Below are 22,117 nucleotides of genomic sequence, written 5' to 3' on the forward strand. Positions count from 1 at the left end.
TCGAAAACCTCACCTTGAGCCTGTCGAAAGGTGCGTACCCGCATGGTTCGACAGGCTCACCATGAGGAAGAGAGGTCAGGCCCTGCCATCCCTCACGACCGCTGCACGAACGCGCCGGCCATCTGGCTGAGGAGGAACAGCGACAGCGCCGCCACCACGACCGACGGGCCGGACGGCGTGTCCCAGAGGAGGGAGGCGAGGATGCCGCCGGCGACCGACGCTGCGCCCGCCAGGCTGGCCATCGCGGCCATCTGCTCCGGCGTCCGGGCGAAGCGCCGCGCCGTGGCCGCCGGGATGATCAGCAGGGAGGTGATCAGCAATATGCCCACCACCTTCATCGCGATCGCGATCACCGTCGCCAGAAGCAGGGTGAAGACCAGCCGGACGGCCAGCGCGTTGACCCCTTCGGCCCGCGCCAGCTCGTCGCTGACGGTGATCGCCAGCATCCGCCGCCAGATCAGCGCCAGCACCGCCAGAACGGCCGCGCCGCCGGCATAGATCCAGGCCAGGTCGGTGATCCCCACGGACAGGATATCGCCGAACAGATAGGCCATCAAATCGATCCGGAGCCCGTCGAGGAAGCTGATCGTCACCAGCCCCAGCGCCAGCGCGGAATGCGACAGCAACCCCAGCAGCGTGTCGGTCGCAAAACGCTGCTGCTCCTGCAGGAAGACGATGACCAGGGCCAGCGCGGCGCAGGTGAAGACCACCCCGATCGTCAAATCGACCGAAAGGAGGAAGCCCAGCGCGACGCCCAGCAGCGCCGAATGGGACAGGCTGTCGCCGAAATAGGCCATCCGCCGCCAGACCACGAAGCAGCCCAGCGGCCCCGCCACCAGCGCCACCCCGATGCCGGCCAGCAGCGCGCGGACCACGAAATCGTCAAGCATCGCCGCGCCCTCCATCGGGGCCGTGCTCGTGCATATGCCCATGATCATGCCCGCACCCGTCCTCCAGCGGCGCCACCTCGCCGGACAATGTGTGGGCGTGGGCATGATCGTGCCGGTAGACGGCCACGCTGCGCGATCCTTGCGCGCCGAACAGCGCCTGATATTCCGGATGCTCGCTGACCGCCTCGGGCGTGCCGGCGCAGCAGACATGACCGTTGAGGCACAGCACGCTGTCGGTCGCCGCCATCACGACATGCAGATCGTGGGACACGAGCATGACGCCGCAGCCATGGCGGTCGCGGATGCGGCGGATCAGCTCGTAGAGGTCGGCCTGTCCGGCATAGTCGACATTCTGCGTCGGCTCGTCCAGGACCAGCAGCGCCGGCTCCCGGATCAGGGCGCGAGCCAGCAGCACCCGCTGCGTCTCGCCGCCCGACAGGGTCTGGACTTCGCGGTCCAGCAGATGCTCCGCGCCGACCTCCGCCAGGCTCCGCCGCGCCGCCTCTTGGGCGACCGGCCGGGGCAGGGACATCAGCCGCGCCACGCTCATCGGCAGCACCGGATCGATCGACAGGCGCTGGGGCACATAGCCGACGGTCAGCCCCTCGGCCCGCCGGACGGAGCCCTGCGTCGGTTTCAGAAGGCCAAGCACGATCCGCGCCAGCGTCGTCTTGCCGGCCCCGTTCGGCCCGATCAGCGTCAGGATCTCACCCGGCCTGACGGAAAGCGAGATATCGTGCAGCACCCGCCGGTCACGGAACCTCATGCCGACGCCGCGGAGCGCGACGAGGTCGTGGAAATCTGACTTTCTGGCCGACAAGAGGGCTTCCCCCGAAATGCGTCGGCGCCTGGTATAGCGATCGGGAAGCGTGATGTCTCGGGCGTGCATCGGGAACCGGATGGGTGACGGAACGGGGTGGACTGGATAAGAAACGTTATACTATAACATTTCTGTTCGTCATGATTTTTCTTCCCCCGATGATGTCGAGGCAGCCCCCGATGCGGAAACTTCCCCCCTTCGCCGCCGCGCTCTTCCTTCTGGGCGCGGCGTCGCCTCTCCCCGCGCTGGCCGAAGCGCCGTCCGTGGCGGTCAGCATAAAGCCGCTGCATTCGCTGGTCGCCGGCGTGATGGGCGATCTCGGCCAGCCTGACCTGCTGGTGGAGGGGGCGGGGTCGCCCCACACCTATTCCCTCCGCCCGTCCGACGCCAGGGCGTTGGCCGACGCCGATCTTGTCGTCTGGACGGGGCCGGCCCTGGAGACCTTCCTGATCGGTCCGCTGGAGACCCTGGCGGAAGATGCGCGGACGTTGGCCGTCGCCGATGCGGAGGGCGTGGAGCTTCTCCCCGTCCGCTCCACCGGCGCGTGGGAAGGCCATCATCATGAGCATGATCATGAAGGGGAGGATCACGGCCACGATCATTCCGCCGCCTATGACGCTCATCTCTGGCTCGATCCGCACAACGCGGCGGCCATCGTGGAATCGGTCGCCGACGCCCTGTCTGAACTGGATGCGGAGAATGCCGCCGCCTACGCCGCCAACGCCGATTCCGTGCTGGAGCGGCTGGACGCGCTGGACGCCGATCTGCGCGCCCGCCTCGCGCCGGTAGGGGACGCGCCCTTCGTCGTCTTCCACGACGCCTACCAGTATTTCGGGGCCCATTACGGGCTGAACGCCGTCGGCTCGATCACCGTCAGTCCGGAGCTTCCGCCGGGCGCGCAGCGTCTGCGGGAGATCCAGCACACGATCGCCGAAAGCGGGGCGCGCTGCGTCTTCAGCGAACCGCAGTTCGAACCCGACCTGGTCGATACGGTGGTCGAAGGAACCGATGTCCGCCGCGGCCAGCTCGATCCGCTGGGCGTCGCCGTGGAGGAAGGGCCCGAACAGTATTTCCGGCTGATGACAGACCTCGCCGACAACCTCGTCGCCTGCCTGTCCGACGCGTCATAACGGGACGGGCAGGGGGCGGGCCCGCCGAGGCTCGCCCCCTGCCGGTCAGTCGTTCGCGCCGCGGATCGCCTCGCACACCGCGTCGGTGACTTCTTGCGTGGTCGCCTTGCCGCCGATGTCCGGCGTCCGGACGCCTTCACCCGTCACCTGCTCAACCGCCCGCATCAGCCGGGCGGCCGCCGCGCCTTCGCCCAGATGCTCCAGCATCTGGGCCGCCGTCCAGAAGGTCGCGACCGGATTGGCGATGCCCTTTCCGGTGATATCGAAGGCGGAACCGTGGATCGGCTCGAACATCGAGGGGAAGCGCCGCTCCGGATCGATGTTCGCCGTCGGCGCGACGCCCAGCGAACCGGCCAGCGCGCCGGCGAGGTCTGAAAGGATGTCGGCATGGAGGTTGGTGGCGACGATGGTGTCCAGGCTGCGGGGCTTCAGCGTCATGCGCACCGTCATGGCGTCGACCAGCATCTTGTCCCAGGTCACGTCCGGGAATTCGGCCGCGACCTCCGCTGCGATCTCGTCCCACATCACCATGCCGTGGCGCTGGGCGTTGGACTTGGTCACGACGGTCAGATGCTTTCGCGGCCGCGACTGCGCCAGTTTGAACGCGTAGCGCATGATGCGCGTGACGCCGACGCGGGTGAAGATGGCGACCTCGGTGCCGACTTCCTCCGGCATGCCGCGATGGGCGCGCCCGCCATTCCCGGAATATTCGCCTTCGGAATTCTCGCGCACGATCACCCAGTCCAGATCGCCCGGCCCGATGCCCGACAGCGGCGATGCGATGCCCGGCAGGATCCTGGTCGGGCGCACATTGGCGTACTGGTCGAAGCCCTGGCAGATCGGCAGCCGGAGGCCCCAGAGCGTGATGTGGTCGGGCACGTCCGGCGCGCCGACGGCGCCGAAGAAGATCGCGTCGAAACCCTTGAGCCGCTCCAGCCCGTCCTCGGGCATCATGCGCCCATGGGCCTTGTAGTGGTCGGAGCCCCAGTCGAAGCTCCGGACGTCCAGCCGGAAATCGTCGCCGCGCTTCTCCAGCACCTCCAGGACCTGGAGGCCGGAGTCGATGACCTCGGGGCCTATGCCGTCCGCGGGGATGGCCGCGATCCTGTACTGCCTCATGGGTTTCCCGTTCCGTATGGCCGCACGACTCCCTGTCGCGCGGCCTGTTTACAGTCAACTGCTGGAGCGCGATGCGATCAGGTTGGTTCAACCTGATCGCTGAATCGCACTCCACTTATCAAGCTTAATTCGCCGAAACGCCGGCTTCCTCAATAACCTGCGCCCACCTGTCGATTTCCGACTGGAGCTTCTGGCCCAGCGCCTCGGGCGTCGCCTGTTCGTGCGACACCGGCTGCGCGCCCAGGTCAGTCAGGCGCTCGATGACGGCGGGGTCCTTCAGCGCCTCCTGCAAGGCGGCGGACAGCGTGTCGATCACCGCCTCCGGCGTGCCCGCCGGAGCCCAGAGCGCGTGCCAGGCGCTCACCTCGAAGCCCTCCATGCCGGAATCGTCCAGCGTCGGAAGGTCGGGCAGGGCGTCGACCGGCTCCGGCGTGGTGACCGCATAGGCCTTCACCTCGCCGGATTCGATCTGGCCCATCGTGTTGGTGCTCTGGTCGCACATCAAATCGACCTCGCCGGCGATCAGGTCGGTCAGCGCCGGTCCGGTGCCGGGATAGGGCACTTCGATGAACTGCACGCCAAGCTCCTGCATCAGCAGCATGCCGCAGAGATGCGACGCCGCGCCGATGCCGGCATGGGAGTAGGTGACATCCGAACCGTTCTGCTTCAGATAGTCGATCAGCGCAGTCACGTCCTCGGGCTCGAAATCCTGCCGCGCGATGACGGTCATCGGCACGTCGGCGACCTGGCCCACCGGCGCGAAGGCCTCGCCCGGATCGTAGGGCAGGTCGTCATAGAGTGAGGCGCTGGTCGCGACGCCGATATGGTAGAGCAGCAGCGTATAGCCGTCCGCCGGGGCGTTCGCGACCCGCGCCGCGCCCAGCGTGCCGCCGGCGCCGCCCATGTTCTGGACCACGATCTGCTGCCCGAGCTGTTCCGACATGGCTTCGGCGACGATGCGGGTCACCGTGTCGCTCGGCCCGCCGGCCGCGGCGGGAACCATGATGGTGACGGGACTTTCCGGATAGGCGTCCTGCGCCATGGCGGGGCCCGCCACGGTCACCGCCGCCGTTCCAAGCGCGATCAGAAGATTTCGGTTCATGTCATCCTCCCGGAGGATTGTGATGGCGGCGGTTCGCCGGGCTTTTTCATCCGCAAGGGCCAGCCGTATCATGCGTTCCAACTTGCATGCAAAATTAAACGCAAGTGGACGGGCGCGCGATCTTTTGCCATTCATGAACGGATGGGGAAGGAACTCGAATGAACGGCAAGGCAGGTTCGGTTTCCAGGCGGGGCGTCGCCGGGAACGAGGATGCGCTTTCGACGGCCGTAGAGCCCGCGGCGGAGGAAGGCCGGGCGGACGCCGCCTATCGTTTCCTGCGCAACGCGATCCTGTCGAACGAACTGCCGGCCGGATTCCAGGCGGCGGAGAATGAGATCGCCGCGCGGCTCGGCATGAGCCGCACCCCGGTCCACGAGGCTATGGCGCGTCTCCAGGAGGAAGGATTCGTCCAGATCCTTCCCCGGAAAGGCATCCTGGTAAAGGCGCTGTCGCCCGCCGACCTGCTTGAGATCTACGACGTGCTGATCGCGCTGGAGGGTGCGGCCGCCGAACGGCTGGCCGGCGGCCATGTGGCGGATGTGGCGTCCGTCCTGGACGAGTTGGCCGCCCGGACGGCCGATATGGAAGCCGCCCTGCGGGATGGCGATCTGGAACGCTGGGCGCAGGATGACGAAGCCTTCCACGACACGCTGGTCGCGCGCTGCGGCAATGGCCGCATCAGGCGCATGGCGGCGACGGTCACGGGCCAGTCGCACCGGGCCCGGCGGCTGACGCTCCATCTAAGACCGCTCCCCCTCGGCTCGGCCGCCGAGCATCGGGCGATCATCGATGCCATCCGCTCGGGCGACGCCGCGGCGGCCGGAACCGCCGCGCGGAGCCACCGCAGCCATGCAAGGGACCAACTCGTCCCGATCCTCGACCGCCTGAAATTCGCGACGCTCTGAAGGGGAGGATCAGTCCGGCTCGCCCCCGATCCAGGTCCGGCGGACGGCAAGATCGTCGTCGAGCAATACCAGATCGGCGCGGTAACCCGGCGCGATGCGGCCCAGCCGGTCGTCCAGCCCCAGGAAGGCGGCGGGGTAGAGGGAGGCCATGCGCAGCGCCTCCTCCACCGTCTGGCCCAGCCAGGCGATGGTGTTGCGCACCGCCGAGGCCATATCCAGCGCCGATCCGGCCAGCGTCCCGTCCTCGGTGGCGCAACGGCCGTCGATCTCGGTGATCTTCTCTCCCTTGAGGACGAAGCTCGGATCGGCCGCGCCCACCGTGGCCATGGCGTCGGTGACCAGCATCATCCGCCCGCGCGGCTTGGCGGCCAGCGCCACCCTGAGGCTCGCGGGATGGACATGGTGGCCGTCCACGATGATGCCGCACCAGGTGCCGGGATCGTCCAGCGCCGCGCCGACCACCCCCGGCTCCCGGCTGTCGAACGGGGCCATGGCGTTGAACAGATGGGTGAAGCCGCGCAAGCCCTCCGCGATCGCGGCTCGGATCGCGTCGTAGGGGCCGACCGTATGTCCCGCGCAGACCAGCACCCCCGCCTCGGCCAGTCGGCGGACGGTCCCCGCCGGGGCCTGCTCCGGGGCCAGCGTCACCAGCGTCTTCCCAGTCTCCAGCGACATGACGACCGCCATGTCCTCCTCCGCGATCGGCCGGATCAGGCGCGGGTCGTGGACGCCCTTGCGCGCCACATTCAGGAACGGCCCCTCCAGATGGATTCCGAGGATTCCCGGAACCGCCTCCGCCATCGCCCGCCGCACCGCGTCGATCGCCGCCGGCATCTTGTCCGGCGCGTCGGTGATCAGGGTCGGCAGCATCCCTGTCGTGCCGAACCGGCGGTGGGCTTCCGCGATCGTGCGGACGCCGTCGATCGTGGGGCTGTCGTTCAGCATCACGCCGCCGCCGCCATTCACCTGCACGTCGATGAAGCCCGGCGTCAGCAGCCCGCCCTCCAGCGCCACGCGCTGGGCATCCCGTGGAATGTCGGGTTCGGGGACCAGCGCCTCTATGCGCCCGTCCGCGATCAGGACGGCCTGTCCCTTGACGATCCGGTCTCCGTCGAAGACCCGGCCGCCGATCAGCGCCTGGAGGTCGTCGCTCATCTCGTCTCCGTCACCTTGCGCAGATGCCTGGGCTCATCCGGGTCCAACCCCCGCCGGACCGACAGCCGGGCGGCCGCGCGGTAGAAGGCCAGGATCATCGGCAGCGAATCGCAGGCAGGATGAAGCGGGCGGGGGACCGGTAGCCGGTCGGCCGCGCCCTCCGTCTCGGCGATCAGGACGCGCCCGCCCTGGGCGCGGATCGTCGCCGCCAGCTCCCGCACGCTGGCGCGGGTCTCGTCTTCCGGGCTGAAGACGACGACCGGATAATCCTGGCCGACCAGCGCGACCGGTCCATGCATCACCTCCGCCGCGCTGAACGCCTCCGAATGCAGCCCACAGGTCTCCTTCAGCTTCAGCGCCGCCTCCTGCGCGATCGCCAGATTGGTCCCGCGCCCCAGGATCAGCAGGTCCCGCGCGTCGGCCAGCGCGTCGACCATCGGGCTCCAGTCCAGATCCAGCGCCTCCTCCAGCCGTCCCGGCAGTTGGGTCAGCGCCCGGGTCAGCGCCTCGTCGCCGGTCCAGGCGGCGGTCAGGTGCAGTAGCGCGGCGAGCGAGCCGATATAGCTCTTGGTCGCGGCGACGCTGGTCTCCGCCCCGGCATGGAGCGGCAGGACCGTGTCGCAGACGGCCGCCAGCGGCGATTCCGAATCGTTGACCAGCGCCACGGTCAGCGCCCCGCCTGCCTTCGCGCGTTCCGTCATGTCGATCAGGTCGGGGCTGCGGCCGGACTGGCTGATCGCGATGAACAGCGCCCCCTCCATGGCCAGCGTGCGGTTATAGATCGTGGCGACCGACGGCGCGGCCGACGCCGTCACCAGCCCCAGCCGCGTCTCGATCAGATATTTCGCGAAGGTCGCGGCATGGTCTGAACTGCCGCGCGCCCCGGTGACGACGAAGCGCGGCGGGGCCGCGCGCAGCCTTTCGGCCAGCGTAGCGACGGCGTCGGCGTTCCGCTCGAACTGCCGGGCGACGATGCGGGGCGTCTCCGACGCTTCGGCCAACATTCTCGAAGTCTTCTGGGTCTTGCTCATGGTCTCGATCATTCGGGCTTGTGGTTGGCGGGGCCGGCGTCGACGCGCAGCTCCGTCACGAAATCGTAGAGGTCGCCGCGATAGCGCGAGCGGGTGAATTCGACCGGCGTTCCGTCGGCCCGGAAGGCCCTGCGCTCGATCGACAGGATGGCGGTCCCGGCGGGAACGTGAAGCTGCCGGGCGTCCGTCTCGTCGATCAATTCTGCGCGCAGCCTCTGCAACGCCCGGACCGGCCGTGCGCCATGGGCCGCCATCGCGTCGTAGAGCGAGGGGCCGACATCCTTCGGATCTGCCAGGAACTGGCGGGGGACAGTCGCCCGCTCCAGCGCCATCGGCGTGTCGTCGGCCGTCCTCACCCGCGCGATGCGGACGACCTCCGTGCCCGGCGGCAGGTCCAGCGCCATCGCCTCCTCCGGCGTCGCCCGGCCGAAACCGCGCTCCAGCCACACCGATCCGGGCTTCAGCCCACGGGCCAGCATGTCTTCGGAAAAGCTGGTCAGCAGCGACAGCGGCTGTTCGACCCGTGTCGCCACGAAGGTCCCGGCACCCTGCTTCTGGATCAGCAGCCCATCGACCACCAGATCGTCGATCGCCCGCCGCACGGTGACCCGCGACACGCCCAGCAGGCTCGCCAGATAGCGTTCCCCCGGCAGAGCATCCCCGACCCTCAGCGCCCCGCTCTCGACCGCTTGGCGCAGGCGGTACTGGAGTTGCAGATAGAGCGGCGTCGGGCTGTCGGGGTCCAGCTTGAGACTTTCCACCGGGCCGGGTCTGGCCGTTCTCGTCACGCTCATCGGCCCGTCTCCGCCCCTGTTTCCGCCATGGTTCGCCGGGCGATCAGGATGGCGCCCTTCAGCGCGTCGCCCTTCGCCGGGGCCAGATAGGGCTGCTCTTCCTCCGGCAGCCATCCGGCGATGGGGCCGGCCAGCCCGCCCATCAGGCAGACCGTCGGCGCGCCGGCCCGGCGCAGCGTTGCTGTCATCGCTCCCAGATCGCGGCCCGCCTCGCGCAGCAGGTCGGCGGCCACCCGGTCGCCGCCGGCGGCTGCGTCCAGGATCGACGGCGCGAACGCGGCCCAGTCCCTCGGATGCGCGGATTGGGAGAAGGCGACGATCGCCTCCGGATCGTCGCCGAAATGCTTCATGATCCCGACGGTGAAGGGCGTGGCGAGGGTAACGCCGTCATAAGCGAACAGCGCCCGCCGCACGGCCTCCAGCCCCAGCCACGCCCCGCTGCCATGGTCCGACGCCGGGAATCCCCACCCGCCGACGCGGGTCTCCTCGCCGTCGACGATGGCGCAGCCGCACGATCCCGTACCGACGATCATGATCGCCCCGTCGCCGCCCTCATGGGCGCCCAGGCAGGCGGCGTGGGCGTCGGTCCGAAGCGTCATGGTGCGGAAGGGGTGGGACCAGGCCAGCATCTGGCCGCGCTCCCTCGCCTGGCCGGTCCCGGCCAGCCCCAGCCCGGCATGGGTTCGGGCCAGATCGGCCTCGATCAGGCCGGCGACCTCAAGCGCCTGCCGGGTCGCCAGCAGGATTTCCCCGATCGCGGCGTCCAGCCCCCAGCGCGGATTGGCGCTGCCGGCCCGCCCTTCGCCCAGCAGGTTCCCATCGGAATCCTCCAGCCGCGCGCGGCAGCTCGTGGCGCCGCCATCTATACCCAGGAACAGGGCGGGAGGGGTCATGGGCAGGATCCGTAAAGCCGGTGGGGACGGGCGCGTTCCGCGAAAGCCAGGCGGTCCGGCTCCCACGATCGCAGCATATCATCGACGCCCGCGCCCTCGCATTCCAGCCACTCGCCCAGCGCCGGCCCGCCAGCCAGCAGCGCCAGATGGCCGTTCACCGCCAGCGCATCGGGGGCCTCGTCGCGGACGAAGGCCAGGATGTCCAGCGCCACCGGCAGGGCGCGATAGGCCCGCCGGTCGGCGATGTAGAGTTCCACGCCGTCGCAGACCGTCCCGGCGTGCTTGGAGAAGCTGGGCCGGAACCAGGTCGCCCAGGCCTCCAGCCCCGGATGCCGCGACAGCCGGTCGGCCAGCGCGACCCCGTCCAGCCCCGGCGCGCCGATCGTGGTGAAGGGGCGGGTGGTGCCCCGCCCTTCGGACAGGCCGGTGCCCTCGACCAGCACCGTCCCCGGATAGGCCAGCGCCGCCATGGAGGTCGGCAGGTTGGGGGAGGGGGCGAGCCACCGCCGGTCCGGGGCCACCGGCTCTCCGGTCCAGCCCTCGCAGGGCGCCACTGTCGGCGGCGGCAGGGCGTTCTCCGCGCAATGGAGACGCGCGATCTCCCCGAGCGTCAGCCCGTGGCGCAGCGGCGCGTCCATCGGCGCGACGAAGTTCAGCGAATCGGCCGCCACGCCGCCGCCCTCGATGATCCGGCCCAGCGGGTTGGGCCGGTCCAGGATGATGATGTCGATCCCTGCCTCGGCCGCTCCGGCGCAGAGCCGAAGCAGCGTCGCAAGATAGGTGTAGGCCCGCACACCGACATCCTGGATGTCGTAGACGATCGCATCCAGCCCCTCGAAATGGCTGGTTTCGGGCGTCAGGCGCGGGCCGTAGAGCGAGATGACGGGAAGGCCCGTCTGGCCGTCCGTGCCGTCCGCCGCCTTCTCCCCGTCCTGCAGCACGCCGTGCAGCCCGTGTTCGGGGGAGAACAGCCGTTCCAGCCGCGCGTCCTTCAGCGCCTTCAGCCGGTCCCAGGTGGGGACAAGATTGCTGTCCCGGCTGGCATGGTTCGCCACCAGCCCCAGCCGCCTGCCCTCGAACAGGCGCGCGAACGCCTCCAGCCGGTCGACGCCCAGGATGGGATTACTCATTCACCGCCCCCATGGTCAGGCCCTGGACGAAGCTGCGCGACGCCAGCAGGAAGGCGACGATCGTCGGCAGCATCATGATGATCAGCCCGGCGAACAGCAGGTGCCACTGGATGCTGAACTCGCTGAAGAAGACCGAAAGCCCGACCGGCAGCGTCCGCAGATGGTCGCTGGTGATGAAGATCAGGGGGAAGAAGAAATCGTTCCAGACGCTGACGAAGGTGAAGATGCCGACCGTCGCCAGCGCCGGCTTGATCAGCGGCAGGATGACGATCCGGTAGATCTGGAACGGCGTCGCCCCGTCGACCCGGGCCGCATCCTCGATCTCCCGGTTGATGCCCCGGAAGAAGCTGGCCAGGACGAAGACGGCGAAGGGCAGGCTGGAGGCGACATAGACCAGGACCAGCCCGACCAGGCTGTCCAGCAGCCCCAGCTCCCGCATCAGGACGTGAAGCGGGATGACCGCGATCCTGAGCGGGATCGCCAGCCCCGTCAGGAACAGGACGAAGACCAGCTTCGACCCGCGGAATTCGTAGCGGGCCAGCACGTAGGCGGCCATGGAGCCGAAGAACAGGGTGAAGAAGACGGAAGCCGCCGCGACGATGGCGGAATTCCTGAAGTAGATTCCGAAGGAAGCCTGGGTCCAGGCCTCGACATAGTTCGACCAGCTCAGCGTGTCGGGCAGCCCGAACGGGTCCCGGTAGACCTGCCCCAGCTCCTTGAAGGAGTTGAAGAAGGCGACCGCCAGCGGCGCGATGACGACGAAGGCGTAGGCGACCAGCAGCACCTGGATCGCCAGTTGCTCCCTCGTCTTCAGGCGGAACAGCTTGTCCATGCGCTTAAGCCCGCCGCATGTTGCGCAGCGCGAAATAGATCGACGCCGGCAGGATCAGGATCGCCGTCACGACGGCGACGGCGGAGCCCAGCCCGAAATAGGTCACCGTCGCGCCGATCCCGCCGAAGGCCAGCCGGTAGAACATGGTCGCCAGCAGGTCGGTCGATCCGTAGGGGCCGGCCTCCACGCCCTGAAGCACGAAGACCAGTTCGAACGTGTTGAAGGACCCGATGAAGACCAGCAGGCCCAGAAGGACGTAGACGGGCTTCAACTGCGGCAGGATGATGTGCCGCACCACCTGCCACCGGGTCGCGCCGTCCAGGAAGGCGGCCTCCACGATGTCCGTCCTCATGCTGGTGACGCCGGCCAGCAGCAGCAGGATCGGGAAGCCGATCAGGTGCCAGACATTGATCAGCGCCAGCGTCGGCAGCGCCGTCGCCGCATCTCCCAGCCAGGGATGCGCCCATGAGTCCAGCCCGATCGCGCGCAGCGCGTCGTTGACCGGCCCGAATTGCGGGTTGAGCATCAGCCCCCACAGGAAGGCCACCGCCACCGTCGCCAGCGGGTGGGGCAGGAAGAAGACCAGCCGGTAGACCCGCTCCCCCCAGACCTTGAAGCTCAAAAGCAGCGCGAAGGCCGTGCCCAGCAGGGTGTAGCAGGCCATCACGATCAGGAAGAACTGGATGTTGTTCCAGGCGGCGTTCAGGAACTCCGCGCGCAGCAGCGGCTTGGTGAACAAATCGATATAGTTCTGAAGCCCGACCCATGTCATCGGGCCGATACCCTGCCATTCGAACAGGCTGATATAGATCGCCGCCGCCTTCGGATAGACGTCGAACACCAGATAGACCAGCAGCGCCGGGGCCAGCATCGTCAGATACTGCCGGCGCTCCCGCGCCCGGTGGCCGCCCCGGCGGGGGCGGATCAGGACCGGCGCGGCGGCGGCTTCCGTCTCTGAGATGTCGGTCATGGCGTCGCCTTCGGCCGCTTGCCGGAGGGATTCCCCGCCGCCCGGAACGCCGGACGGCGGAGAGGTTCCCTGCCGCTCAGGGGCATTTGCCCTTCTCGACATAGGGGCCGTACCAGGTGTTCAGCCCGTCCTGGATGGTCCGCGCCAGTTCCTCCGGCGTCGTTTCGCCGGCATAGAGCCTCTGCTGCCCGGACGCCAGCATCTCGTAGAGGCTGGGCTCCCCGTCCCGGAAGGGCGAACGCACCCAGGTCAGATAGTCCAGGCTGCGTTCGTTCAGGAACCCGATCGCCTCCTGCAAGGCGCTGTTGTCGGCGACCGTGTAGTCGCCCTTGACCGCCGTGATCTCCCCGACCAGGTCGACGAACATCTGGCCGAACTCCTCGGTCTGGGTGAACTCCAGCACCTGCCGCACCGCCTCGGGATGCTCCGTCGCGGCGTTCATGTAGTAGCCGCCGTCCGGATAGGCGAAGACCAGCGGCTCCAGCGACGGGTCGCCGGTCGGGGCCAGGAACAGGCCGACCTCCATCTCCGGGTTGATCTCCTTCATCAGCCCGATGCCGAAGATGCCGTAGCCGACGATACCCGCCTGCTCCAGCGCCAGGGCCGCCACCATGTCGTCGGTGGTGTTGCCGCTGAACCCTTCCTGGAAATAGGGGGCGAAGCTTTCCAGCCGCTCCAGCACCGCGACATATTCCGGATCGGTGAAGCAGGCCTCGCCTTCCTGCAGCGCCTTGATGAAATCGTTGCGCAGCATGCTGGCGTCCAGGATGCCGGCGGTGATGTTCAGCGCCCAGGCCTCCCGGCCGGGAGCGTACATCGGCGCCACGCCGTTTTCCTTCAGCGTCTCCAGAAGGGCGTAGAATTCGTCCCAGGTCTGCGGCTCTTCCAGCCCCAGTCGCTCGAACAGCGCCTCATTGTACATGAAGTGCGTGGTCTGGAACGCGAAGGGCACGCCGTAGATCACGCCGTCGCTGCCCTTCACCAGGTCCAACGCCACCTGCGGGAACATCTCCGGGTTCACAAGGTCTTCCAGCGGGGCGAAGGCCCCGGCGGTGGCGTAGGGATCGATCCAGCCAGCGCCGGCGCGGCCCTGGATGATGTCCGGCCCCTCGCTCTGCATCGCGATCCGCAGGCGCGCGTCATATTCGGTAGGGCGCGTCGTCTCGACATTGATCGTGATGTCGGGGAATTTCTCGTCCACCGCCTCTCACAGCGGGATTTCCTGCTGCCGCCATGTCCAGAGGTTCAACTCCGTCTGCGCCGCGGCGGCGAAAGAGGCAAGGCCTGTGGCGGCGCCCAGGGACACCGCCAGGAATGTCGTGGTTCTCAAGGCATCCTCCCATTTCTTTGATTGTCGAAGGGGGTCTTTCCTAGCCCAGTTTTAATACCACTACAGAACCTCTCCGGCTGTCAAACCGGTTAATTTTCCTAAATGGTATTGCTATGGTTTTGTCACGCCGCCCTTGATAAGCTTGTTCTCCTTCCCAGCAGCAACCGGACCCGCGACCGCCGTGAAGACCGAAACCGCAAGCCCCCGCTACCGCGCGCTCGATACCTGGAGCAGCGAGGACATCCTGGAAACGATGCTTGAGGGCCAGATGGCGGCCGTGGCGGCGGTGGCTCCGGCCCTGCCGGCGATCGCGGCGGCCGCCGATGCGGCGGCGGAGCGGCTGGCCCGTGGCGGCCGCCTGATCTATGTCGGGGCCGGAACCTCCGGCCGCATCGGCGTCCAGGACGGGGTGGAACTGACGCCCACCTTCAACTGGCCGAAGGACAGGCTGATATTCCTGCTGGCCGGCGGCGACCTTTCCCTCATGGAGTCGATCGAAGGGGCGGAGGACGATTCAGAGGCGGCGGAGCGGGAGATCGTCGCCGCCGGGATCGGCAAGGACGATGTCGTACTCGGCCTCGCCGCCAGCGGCGGCACGCCCTACACCGTGGCGGCGCTCAGGCGCGCGCGGGCGCTGGGCGCGCTGACGATCGGCGTCGCCAACAATGCCGGCACGGCGATCCTGGAGGCTTCCGCCCATCCCGTGCTGCTCGACACGGGGGCGGAGATCATCGCCGGCTCGACCCGCATGAAGGCGGGAACGGCCCAGAAGGCGATGCTGAACCTGTTCTCCTCGCTGCTCATGATCCGGCTCGGCCGCGTCTATGAAGGCCAGATGGTCGACATGCAGGCCAGCAACAAAAAGCTGGTGCTGCGCTCCGAACGGATGCTGCGGCAACTGACCGGCTGCGGGTCCGATGCCGCCCGGGCGGCGCTGGAAAAGGCGGATGGCAACGTGAAGCTGGCGATCCTCATCCTGCGCGGCCGCTCCCCGGAAGAAGCCCGCACCGCCCTGGCCGCCGCCGGCGGCCATCTGCGGAAGGCGTTGGAAGGCTAGCCAGGACTGCCGCAATCTGCCCTCACGGCGAGCCTGCCACTCTCAAACAACGTCATGCTGGACTTGATCCAGCATCCATACGGGTCGGTCGAGGCGAAGACGGCGCTTCATCTTGCACTGCCGGGGAGACGACGACGGCACATGGATTCCGGCTCGGAGGCCGGAATGACCAATGAAAACAATGGGGAAAGCATCCGCTTTTTACCGCCGGCTCCACTCCGCCGCGACGATGTTCCCGACCGCGCGGCGCAGCGGCATGATTCCGGTCTCGACATGGCGGGAGGGGTGGACGCGGTTGGTCAGCAGGGACCACGCGACCCCTCGCTCCCTGTCGATCCACAGGCCCGTGCCCGTGAAGCCGGTATGGCCGATCGTGTCGGGATGGCACAGGCTTCCGCCACTCCAGCCCGGATAGCGCCGCTCCCAGCCCAGCGCGCGGGTCCCGACCGTCGAGGCGACGATCTCCGCCAGCGTCGCCGGGCTCAGCACCTCGCCCTTCATGAAACTTTCGGCGAAGTTCAGCACGCCCTCGACCGTGCCGAACAGCCCGGCATGGCCGGCCAGCCCGCCGAGGGAGAAAGCGTTCTCGTCATGCACCTCGCCGCGCATCACCTGGCCGCGCCACATGCAGTTCTCCGTGGCCGCCGTCCGCTCCGGGTCGGGGCGGAAGATCAGGCCGTCGGGCAGGGGCGTCTCCGTCAGCGGCCGGCCGCGCAGCCGTTCGACCAGGATGCCCAGCAGGATGAAGTTGATGTCGGAATAGACCTTCTCACCGATCGGCCAGTCGCGCTGGAGGATTAGCGCCTTCAGCCGCTCGGAATCGCCGCCCCAGCTATAGATCGGCTCCACCGCCACCAGCCCGGTCTGGTGGGTCAGGCATTGCCGGATCGTGAAAAGCCGGATCGGTGCGGACGCATCGTACTGGTGCAGGTCGGGGATATGGCGGTGGAGCGGATCGTCCAGGTCGATCAGCCCTTCCTCCGCCAGCCTCAGCACCTCCGTCGTGGTCAGGATGACCTTCGTCAGGCTCGCCAGGTCGAAGATCGTCCCTTCGTCCAGCTTCCGGTCCTCCGGCACGGTCTGTGCCCTGCCGCCAAACCGGACGGTGCGCTCGCCCTCGGCCGTCACGATCCCAAGAACCGCGCCGGGGATGCGCGCCTCCTCCAGCGCCGCGCGGACCGGGGCGAAGGCGCGGTCGGCGATCTTCTCCGTCAGGTTCATGACAGGCTCTTGCTCGCGATCTCGAACGAATCCTTGGACAGGCCTTCGGTCGCCAGGATGCGCTCCAGCGCCTGCTTCATCAGCGCCTGTCGCCCCGGATCCTGTCGCCGCCAGCGCCCAAGCGGGCTGATTAGCCGAGCGCTGAGCTGCGGGTTGTGCCGGTCCAGCGCGATGATCCGGTCGGCCAGGAAGGCATAGCCCGCCCCGTCCGCCCGGTGGAAATGCAGCGGGTTGGCGCTGCCGAAAGCGGCCAGCAGGGCGCGCACCCGGTTGGGGTTGCGCGGGTCGTAATCTTCATGCCGGGTCAGCCGCTCCACCGCCTCCACCGTACCGGGAAGGCGGCTCGTCGCCTGGAGCGTGAACCATTTGTCCATGACCAGCGGGTCGTCCTTCCACCGGTTGCGGAACGCCTCCAGCGCCGTCGCGCGGGCAGGGCGGGCGGAATCGTTCAGGACCGACAGGGCGGCCAGCCGGTCGGTCATGTTGCCGGCTTCAGCGAACTGGCGGTCGACCAGCGCCGCCGCGTCCGCATCCTCGTCCAGCACGCCTAGGACCGACAGGCAGAGATTCTTCAGCGCGCGCCGCCCGACCGAGTCCGGGTCGATCCGGTAGGGCCCCTCATCCTGGTTCGCCCGGTATGCCGCGATCAGCTCGCCATGCAGCGCCTCGGCGATCGTCCGGCGCGCGGCGGTCAGCGCGGCGTCGATCGCCTCCACGTCCACCACTTCCATCTGGTCGGCCAGGAAACCGTCGCCCGGCAGCGTCAGCGCCTCCGCCCGGAAGGCCGGCTCCAGCGACCCGTCCGACAGCGTCCGGGCGAAGATCCCGATGAAATCGGGGTCCAAGGCCATCAGCCCCCCGGACTGGTGCGCCTTCACCATGTCCAGCAGAAGCTGGGCCGCGAATTGCTGCCCCGCCTCCCATCGCGCGAACGGGTCGGTGTCGTGCGCGAACAGGAATTTCAGCCGCTCCCTCGGCTGCGCGGCCAGCCTGACCGGGGCGGAGAAGCCGCGCAGAAGGGACGGGACCGGCTTCGCCTTCTGTCCCTCGAAGGTGAAGCGCTGCTCCCGCTCAGTCAGCTTCAGCACCGTCGTCTCCAGGATCTCGTTCCCCTCCGGCGACAGGAGGCCGACGGCGAGCGGGATCAGCAGCGGCTCCTTCTTCTCCTGCCCCGGCGTCGGCGGGATGCGCTGGCGGACGGTCAGGGCGTAGCGGCCGGTCTCCGGGTCATGATCCTCCTCGACCGTCAGCACCGGCGTTCCGGCGGTCGAATACCAGCGCCGGAACTGCGTCAGGTCGACACCGGACGCGTCCCGCATCGCCGCGACAAAATCCTCGATCGTCACCGCCTGGTTGTCGTGGCGCGCGATATAGAGGTCCATGCCCTTCCGGAACGCGTCGGCCCCGATCAGGGTGTGGATCATCCGCACCACCTCCGCGCCCTTCTGATAGACGGTCGCGGTGTAGAAATTATCAATCGCGATATAGCGCTCCGGCCGCACCGGATGGGCCATCGGCCCTGAATCCTCCGGGAACTGGCTGGCCCGCAGCCGCGCCACGTCGCCGATGCGGCGCACGGCGGCGCTGCCCTGGTCGGCGGAGAATTGCTGGTCCCGGAAGACGGTCAGCCCTTCCTTCAGGGAAAGCTGGAACCAGTCCCGGCAGGTGACGCGGTCGCCGGTCCAGTTGTGGAAATACTCGTGGGCGACCACCCGTTCGATGCTGTGATAGTCGAAATCCGTCGCCGTCTCGGGTTTGGCCAGGATGTATTTCGTGTTGAAGATGTTTAGGCCCTTGTTCTCCATCGCGCCCATGTTGAAGTCGCTGACGGCGACGATGTTGAACAGGTCTAGATCGTATTCCAGCCCGTAGACCTCCTCATCCCATTTCATGGCGGTCTTGAGCGACCGCATGGCGTGGCCGCACTTGTCCTCGTCCCCGCGCCGGACATGGATGTTCAACTCCACCTTCCGCCCCGACCGGGTGGTGAAGCTGTCGGACAGCGCCACCAGGTCGCCCGCCACCAGCGCGAACAGGTAGGAGGGCTTGGGGTGCGGGTCCTCCCATTTCGCCCAGTGCCGGCCGCCGGTGGCGTCGCCGCCGTCGACCCTGTTGCCGTTGGACAGCAGGACCGGATAGGCCGCCTTGTCCGCCAGCATGGTGACGGTGTAGCGGGCCATCACGTCCGGCCGGTCGGGGAAGAAGGTGATGCGCCGGAAGCCCTCCGCCTCGCATTGTGTGCAGAAGGTCCCGCCCGACGTGTAGAGGCCGCTCAGTTCCGTGTTCTTGGCCGGGTCGATCTCCGCCTCCACGTCCAGCGTGAAGGCGTCCGGCGCGTCCGGGATGGTCAGCCCGTCATCGGAAAGGACGTAGCGGTTGGCGCCCAGCGCCTCGCCGTCCAGCGTGACGGCGGTCAGCCGGACATCCTCCCCGTCCAGGAACAGCGGCGCCGTCTTCTCCTCCGAATCCGGGTTGCGGCGAAGGGTCAGGCGGGAGGTGACGCGCGTGCCCGTTTCCTTCAGGTCGAACACCAGGTCGACCGCGTCGACCAGGAAGGGCGGGACCTTGTAGTCCTCCAGGCGGATTTCCTTCGGCGGAGCGGCGGGACCTGTCGCCAGCGTGTCGGGCATGGGAACTCTTTCGATAAAAGGTGGCGGTTCGGGCTCAGCCAAGGAAGCCGATGCGGTGGACGTTCGCCGTTGAGATGCGGCGGATGAGCGTATAGAGGCCCTTCATGGGCCGGAAGATGGTCTCGTTCTCGAACTGGTAGCTCTGCTTCTCGTCGCCATGATAGCTCGCCGGCTCCCCGAAATCGGCGGAGGCCGCGTCGCCCTCGGTCAGCGGGAATATCTCCTCCAGCAGCCTCGCCACAGGCGGCACGTCCAGATGGAGGAGCCGGGTGACGAGCTGCTTCGGCGTCATCGAATGGCGGCTGGAGAATTCCGGGATGCGGGTGGCCAGCAGGAAGATCTCATGGATCACCGCCAGCCGGATCGCGTGCAGCATCCTCAGCGCAATCTTCGTCCGGTCGCCGACCAGCGCGCCGCTTCCCTCCGCGCCCAGATCGTCCAGCGCCGCCGACAGGATGGTGAAATCCTTGTACAGCCGGCGGAACACCCGGTTCTGCCGCTCGTGCAGCCCCAGCCCCTCCAACTGGCCGGCCAGCCGCAGCATCTCGTCCGCCCGGCGGGGGGAGGCGGCGTCGCTCGCCCGGACGATCCAATGGCTGGGATCCAGGCTGTCGACATAGCCCCGCATGATCTCCGGGTCGCTGATCGCCGCGCCATATTCCACGATGCCCATGAGCTGCCGAAGCCGTGCGGATTTCGGATAGAGCTCGCGGAACTTCTCCGGGTCCCGCGCGATCGCCGCGCCCGCCCCGCCGACGCTGTTGGCCAGAAGGCCAAGCTGCTGGAGGATTGCGTTGTGCGGGATGGCGCGGAACTGCGAGGCCTCGGCATAGTCGATCTCCGAAGCGTCCTCATGCTCCCGCTTGAAGGCGCGGCTGCCGGACTGGAACAGCAGGTTGGCCCCGAAGGCGGACAGGAGGACGCCGTAATCCTTGTCGTCCATCAGCCCGACCTGGAATTCCTTCACCGTCGTGAAGAATTCCCGGATATAGGCGGCCTCGTCATAGAAGGGATCGTCCACCGAATTGTCGCCATGGCGCAGCGCGTGCTCCAGGATCCGCGTCACCGACGCGAAGGCGGCGGCGGGGTTGATGAAATAGAGATAGCCGTCCCCGCCCTGGAAGCTCACCTCCTGCTTGAACAGCACCTTCTCGTCGCTCATGAACCCGCGTGAGGCGGGGGTGTCGACATAGGACAGCCGCTGCTCGAAGCTCGCCGGGTGCGCGCCTCGGCCGATCGATTCCCCATGGGTGTCGAAGATCAGCAGCCGCACATCGCGCAGCCCATGCTTTGCCATCACGCGGATCAGCCGCAGCCGCAGCCTTTCGATGGAGGCGGCGGCCGGGCTCTGCCCCAGATAGCGGCCGGCGTCGGAATAACCGGTCTGGACGCAGATGCGCCCGCGCGCCTCGACATAGGCGCGGTAGTGCGGGTTCTCCAGCAACTGCTCGATCACCCGGCTGCCGGCCTCCAGCGCCTTCTCCGTCTCGAACAGGGGGGAGATGTCGACGTGCCGGTCGACGCCGAACAGCTTCGCGTAATAGAGCGCCGTCAGCGCCGTGAACGCACTTTCGCATTCCGCGATCAGGAACCGGACGGGCGCGGTCGCGTCGCTGTATTTCAGCATCTGGGCCACGACCATGAACAGCCGCTTGACGGAGGTGCGCTCCCCCATCACCGATCCGAAATTGATCGTCTCGGGCTTCACTTGGTCCAGAAGCTCGTTGATCGTGTCGGTGTATGAAACGCGGTAGCGCGGATCGTTGGGATGGGTCACCAGCCCCACCGCCTTGCGGATCGCGTTGTGGACCTGGGTGGCGTTGATCCGCACATGGGTGTGGGCCAGCCCCAGTCCGTGATTGGCCATCTCCGCCCGCAGAACGCACAGCCGCCGGACCAGCCCTTCCGTTCCCTTCCGTCCGTCCGCCTTGCCGATGGCGCGGTCCAGCATCTCCACCAGCAGCGAGCTGTCAGCCAGCCGCAGCGACCGGCCCTCGAACATCCGGCGGGAGATTTCCTTCACCCGCTCGCGCTGTTCCTCGCCGCCCGCGTCGGAATCGCCGAACACTGCGATCTCGTCCGATGCTTGAGTAATCGCCAGCGCCAGCCGGCTTTCCATCAGGTCCAGCGTATCGCGCAGATCGCGGTCGTTGACGCCAAGGTCGCCCCGCAGATCGCGCAAATCGGCCAGATAGCGCTCAAGCTGCGCCTTCTGTATCCGCAGCCGCTTGTGCAGCGTGTCGGTCCAGGTGATGTCCGACCGGCCGTCCAGATCGTAGCCGACCCAGCTCGCCACCGTCAGCAGGCGCGGCTTCAGCTCGATCCAGCGTTTCGGGTAAAGCTCGCGGGCCGTCTGGAACAATATGTCGTAGGCGCGGCGCAGCGCCGTCTGGATGCCCTCGATCGCCTCGACCGACAGCGCATGCTCCCGCGCCAGGCTGATATCGTCGTCGGGACGGTGCTCCGCCCGCCGGGCCAGCGCGACCAGCGCCTCCCGCTCGTCCTCGGTCAGAATCTCCCCCGACGCGCCGCGTCCGGACGCCAGCGCCGCCAGCGCGCGCATCAGCTCCGTGGAAATGTTGAAGGTCGGATGCGCGGTGATGACGATGCCGAAGCTCTCGCTCTCCACACGATCGCGGAAGATCTCGAACCGCACCACATCGCCGCCATCATTGCCGACCTCCTCGGCATTGCGCGGCCGGGCCAGCGCCGCGAAGGCGTCGCGCAGCTTGCCGTCATTCGCGGCCGGGTCGCACTCCCCGATATAGCGTCCCAGCCGCCGCGCCCGGTCGACGAAGCCTTCGGCCGTCAGATGCTGGACCGCCTGCTCCAGCGCGGCATAGCCCAGGCTTCCCGCCTCCAGCCGCCGCGACAGCTCCACCGCCAGCAGCATCACGGGGTTGGAGAAGGGATCGTCCTCACGAGTCTTCTCCAGCCGCGCCAGTTCCGCCGCCAGTTCCTCGGCCAGCGCCGCCGGATCGGTGTCGGCGTCGGGCCTGAAGCACGGCCGGTCGAGGCTAAGGGGCGCGGGGCTGTGCTGGTCGCGCGGGGCGATCTTCACCGCTTCGGGCATGGGCGTTCCTGGCGTCTTTGCGTGGGGGCGCGCGC

The 22,117-nt window shown here is 68.0% G+C and carries 19 protein-coding genes; 3 read left to right on the top strand and 16 right to left on the bottom strand.

The window, feature by feature from the left end; all coding sequences use genetic code 11:
- Positions 1–92 precede the first annotated feature (92 nt).
- Both AAFN89_RS07425 and znuC read right to left on the bottom strand, forming a co-directional pair.
- A complete protein-coding gene (locus AAFN89_RS07425) occupies positions 93–890 on the bottom strand; it encodes a metal ABC transporter permease (RefSeq protein WP_347537533.1) in 798 nt (265 codons plus the stop codon).
- Entirely contained in the window at positions 883–1,710 is an 828-nt protein-coding gene (gene znuC, locus AAFN89_RS07430) for a zinc ABC transporter ATP-binding protein ZnuC (protein WP_347537536.1), read from the bottom strand. Before znuC ends, AAFN89_RS07425 begins: the two co-directional genes overlap by 8 nt.
- 179 nt (positions 1,711–1,889) lie before the next feature.
- Here znuC and AAFN89_RS07435 point away from each other — a divergent pair, with 179 nt between their 5' ends.
- Positions 1,890–2,840, top strand: coding sequence for a zinc ABC transporter substrate-binding protein (locus AAFN89_RS07435; RefSeq protein WP_347537538.1), 951 nt, complete (start codon positions 1,890–1,892; stop codon positions 2,838–2,840).
- Positions 2,841–2,885: 45 nt separating this feature from the next.
- On the opposite strand, the gene AAFN89_RS07440 is transcribed toward AAFN89_RS07435, so the two are convergent.
- Both AAFN89_RS07440 and AAFN89_RS07445 read right to left on the bottom strand, forming a co-directional pair.
- Positions 2,886–3,959: a tartrate dehydrogenase gene (locus AAFN89_RS07440; protein ID WP_347537540.1), complete on the bottom strand. Its 1,074-nt coding sequence runs from the start codon at positions 3,957–3,959 to the stop codon at positions 2,886–2,888.
- Positions 3,960–4,083: 124 nt separating this feature from the next.
- Positions 4,084–5,061, bottom strand: a complete 978-nt coding sequence (locus tag AAFN89_RS07445) for a tripartite tricarboxylate transporter substrate-binding protein (protein WP_347537542.1) — start codon at positions 5,059–5,061, stop codon at positions 4,084–4,086.
- A gap of 158 nt (positions 5,062–5,219) precedes the next feature.
- Here AAFN89_RS07445 and AAFN89_RS07450 point away from each other — a divergent pair, with 158 nt between their 5' ends.
- Positions 5,220–5,966, top strand: a complete 747-nt coding sequence (locus tag AAFN89_RS07450; protein WP_347537544.1) for a GntR family transcriptional regulator — start codon at positions 5,220–5,222, stop codon at positions 5,964–5,966.
- 9 nt (positions 5,967–5,975) lie between these two features.
- Here the strand turns inward: AAFN89_RS07450 and nagA are convergent, their stop codons facing one another.
- The 9 genes from nagA to AAFN89_RS07495 form a co-directional block, all read right to left on the bottom strand.
- A complete protein-coding gene (gene nagA, locus AAFN89_RS07455) occupies positions 5,976–7,121 on the bottom strand; it encodes an N-acetylglucosamine-6-phosphate deacetylase (protein ID WP_347537546.1) in 1,146 nt (381 codons plus the stop codon).
- On the bottom strand, positions 7,118–8,125 hold the full coding sequence (locus tag AAFN89_RS07460) for an SIS domain-containing protein (RefSeq protein WP_347537549.1): 1,008 nt from the start codon (positions 8,123–8,125) through the stop codon (positions 7,118–7,120). Before AAFN89_RS07460 ends, nagA begins: the two co-directional genes overlap by 4 nt.
- Before the next feature lie 35 nt (positions 8,126–8,160).
- Positions 8,161–8,946, bottom strand: coding sequence for a GntR family transcriptional regulator (locus AAFN89_RS07465; RefSeq protein ID WP_347537551.1), 786 nt, complete (start codon positions 8,944–8,946; stop codon positions 8,161–8,163).
- Positions 8,943–9,839: a BadF/BadG/BcrA/BcrD ATPase family protein gene (locus AAFN89_RS07470; RefSeq protein ID WP_347537553.1), complete on the bottom strand. Its 897-nt coding sequence runs from the start codon at positions 9,837–9,839 to the stop codon at positions 8,943–8,945. Before AAFN89_RS07470 ends, AAFN89_RS07465 begins: the two co-directional genes overlap by 4 nt.
- Positions 9,836–10,969 (bottom strand): DUF1343 domain-containing protein, encoded by a 1,134-nt coding sequence (locus tag AAFN89_RS07475; RefSeq protein WP_347537555.1) that lies wholly within the window; start codon positions 10,967–10,969, stop codon positions 9,836–9,838. Before AAFN89_RS07475 ends, AAFN89_RS07470 begins: the two co-directional genes overlap by 4 nt.
- Complete coding sequence (locus tag AAFN89_RS07480) at positions 10,962–11,801, bottom strand: carbohydrate ABC transporter permease (protein ID WP_347537558.1); 840 nt, start codon at positions 11,799–11,801, stop codon at positions 10,962–10,964. The genes AAFN89_RS07475 and AAFN89_RS07480 overlap by 8 nt, the downstream gene beginning before the upstream one ends.
- 4 nt (positions 11,802–11,805) lie before the next feature.
- Positions 11,806–12,771 (bottom strand): sugar ABC transporter permease, encoded by a 966-nt coding sequence (locus AAFN89_RS07485; RefSeq protein WP_347537560.1) that lies wholly within the window; start codon positions 12,769–12,771, stop codon positions 11,806–11,808.
- Between the two features lie 76 nt (positions 12,772–12,847).
- On the bottom strand, positions 12,848–13,972 hold the full coding sequence (locus AAFN89_RS07490) for an extracellular solute-binding protein (protein WP_347537562.1): 1,125 nt from the start codon (positions 13,970–13,972) through the stop codon (positions 12,848–12,850).
- A gap of 6 nt (positions 13,973–13,978) precedes the next feature.
- Entirely contained in the window at positions 13,979–14,101 is a 123-nt protein-coding gene (locus AAFN89_RS07495; protein ID WP_347537565.1) for a hypothetical protein, read from the bottom strand.
- Between the two features lie 181 nt (positions 14,102–14,282).
- On the opposite strand from AAFN89_RS07495, the gene AAFN89_RS07500 reads away from it, so the two are divergent.
- A complete protein-coding gene (locus AAFN89_RS07500) occupies positions 14,283–15,158 on the top strand; it encodes an N-acetylmuramic acid 6-phosphate etherase (RefSeq protein WP_347537567.1) in 876 nt (291 codons plus the stop codon).
- Positions 15,159–15,359: 201 nt separating this feature from the next.
- On the opposite strand, the gene AAFN89_RS07505 is transcribed toward AAFN89_RS07500, so the two are convergent.
- From AAFN89_RS07505 to AAFN89_RS07515, 3 genes are read right to left on the bottom strand one after another with little or no spacing between them, the layout of a single operon-like run.
- The gene (locus AAFN89_RS07505; protein WP_347537569.1) at positions 15,360–16,379 is read right to left on the bottom strand and encodes a serine hydrolase; all 1,020 of its coding nucleotides are present in this window, start codon (positions 16,377–16,379) and stop codon (positions 15,360–15,362) included.
- Positions 16,376–19,009, bottom strand: a complete 2,634-nt coding sequence (gene pepN / locus AAFN89_RS07510; protein WP_347537571.1) for an aminopeptidase N — start codon at positions 19,007–19,009, stop codon at positions 16,376–16,378. The genes AAFN89_RS07505 and pepN overlap by 4 nt, the downstream gene beginning before the upstream one ends.
- Positions 19,010–19,043: 34 nt before the next feature.
- A complete protein-coding gene (locus tag AAFN89_RS07515; protein ID WP_347537573.1) occupies positions 19,044–22,082 on the bottom strand; it encodes a phosphoenolpyruvate carboxylase in 3,039 nt (1,012 codons plus the stop codon).
- Positions 22,083–22,117: the final 35 nt, after the last annotated feature.

Origin of the sequence: Inquilinus sp. CAU 1745 (genome assembly GCF_039839375.1) — a bacterium.
GTDB lineage: Bacteria > Pseudomonadota > Alphaproteobacteria > DSM-16000 > Inquilinaceae > JBDOQU01.

What these genes read in the sequence shown, in the direction of transcription:
- AAFN89_RS07425 (WP_347537533.1), bottom strand. Translation starts at nt 890, where the DNA reads ATGCTTGACGATTTCGTGGTCCGCGCGCTGCTGGCCGGCATCGGGGTG.
- AAFN89_RS07435 (WP_347537538.1), top strand. Translation starts at nt 1,890, where the DNA reads ATGCGGAAACTTCCCCCCTTCGCCGCCGCGCTCTTCCTTCTGGGCGCG.
- AAFN89_RS07440 (WP_347537540.1), bottom strand. Translation starts at nt 3,959, where the DNA reads ATGAGGCAGTACAGGATCGCGGCCATCCCCGCGGACGGCATAGGCCCC.
- AAFN89_RS07445 (WP_347537542.1), bottom strand. Translation starts at nt 5,061, where the DNA reads ATGAACCGAAATCTTCTGATCGCGCTTGGAACGGCGGCGGTGACCGTG.
- AAFN89_RS07450 (WP_347537544.1), top strand. Translation starts at nt 5,220, where the DNA reads ATGAACGGCAAGGCAGGTTCGGTTTCCAGGCGGGGCGTCGCCGGGAAC.
- nagA (WP_347537546.1), bottom strand. Translation starts at nt 7,121, where the DNA reads ATGAGCGACGACCTCCAGGCGCTGATCGGCGGCCGGGTCTTCGACGGA.
- AAFN89_RS07460 (WP_347537549.1), bottom strand. Translation starts at nt 8,125, where the DNA reads ATGTTGGCCGAAGCGTCGGAGACGCCCCGCATCGTCGCCCGGCAGTTC.
- AAFN89_RS07465 (WP_347537551.1), bottom strand. Translation starts at nt 8,946, where the DNA reads ATGAGCGTGACGAGAACGGCCAGACCCGGCCCGGTGGAAAGTCTCAAG.
- AAFN89_RS07470 (WP_347537553.1), bottom strand. Translation starts at nt 9,839, where the DNA reads ATGACCCCTCCCGCCCTGTTCCTGGGTATAGATGGCGGCGCCACGAGC.
- AAFN89_RS07475 (WP_347537555.1), bottom strand. Translation starts at nt 10,969, where the DNA reads ATGAGTAATCCCATCCTGGGCGTCGACCGGCTGGAGGCGTTCGCGCGC.
- AAFN89_RS07480 (WP_347537558.1), bottom strand. Translation starts at nt 11,801, where the DNA reads ATGGACAAGCTGTTCCGCCTGAAGACGAGGGAGCAACTGGCGATCCAG.
- AAFN89_RS07485 (WP_347537560.1), bottom strand. Translation starts at nt 12,771, where the DNA reads ATGACCGACATCTCAGAGACGGAAGCCGCCGCCGCGCCGGTCCTGATC.
- AAFN89_RS07505 (WP_347537569.1), bottom strand. Translation starts at nt 16,379, where the DNA reads ATGAACCTGACGGAGAAGATCGCCGACCGCGCCTTCGCCCCGGTCCGC.
- pepN (WP_347537571.1), bottom strand. Translation starts at nt 19,009, where the DNA reads ATGCCCGACACGCTGGCGACAGGTCCCGCCGCTCCGCCGAAGGAAATC.
- AAFN89_RS07515 (WP_347537573.1), bottom strand. Translation starts at nt 22,082, where the DNA reads ATGCCCGAAGCGGTGAAGATCGCCCCGCGCGACCAGCACAGCCCCGCG.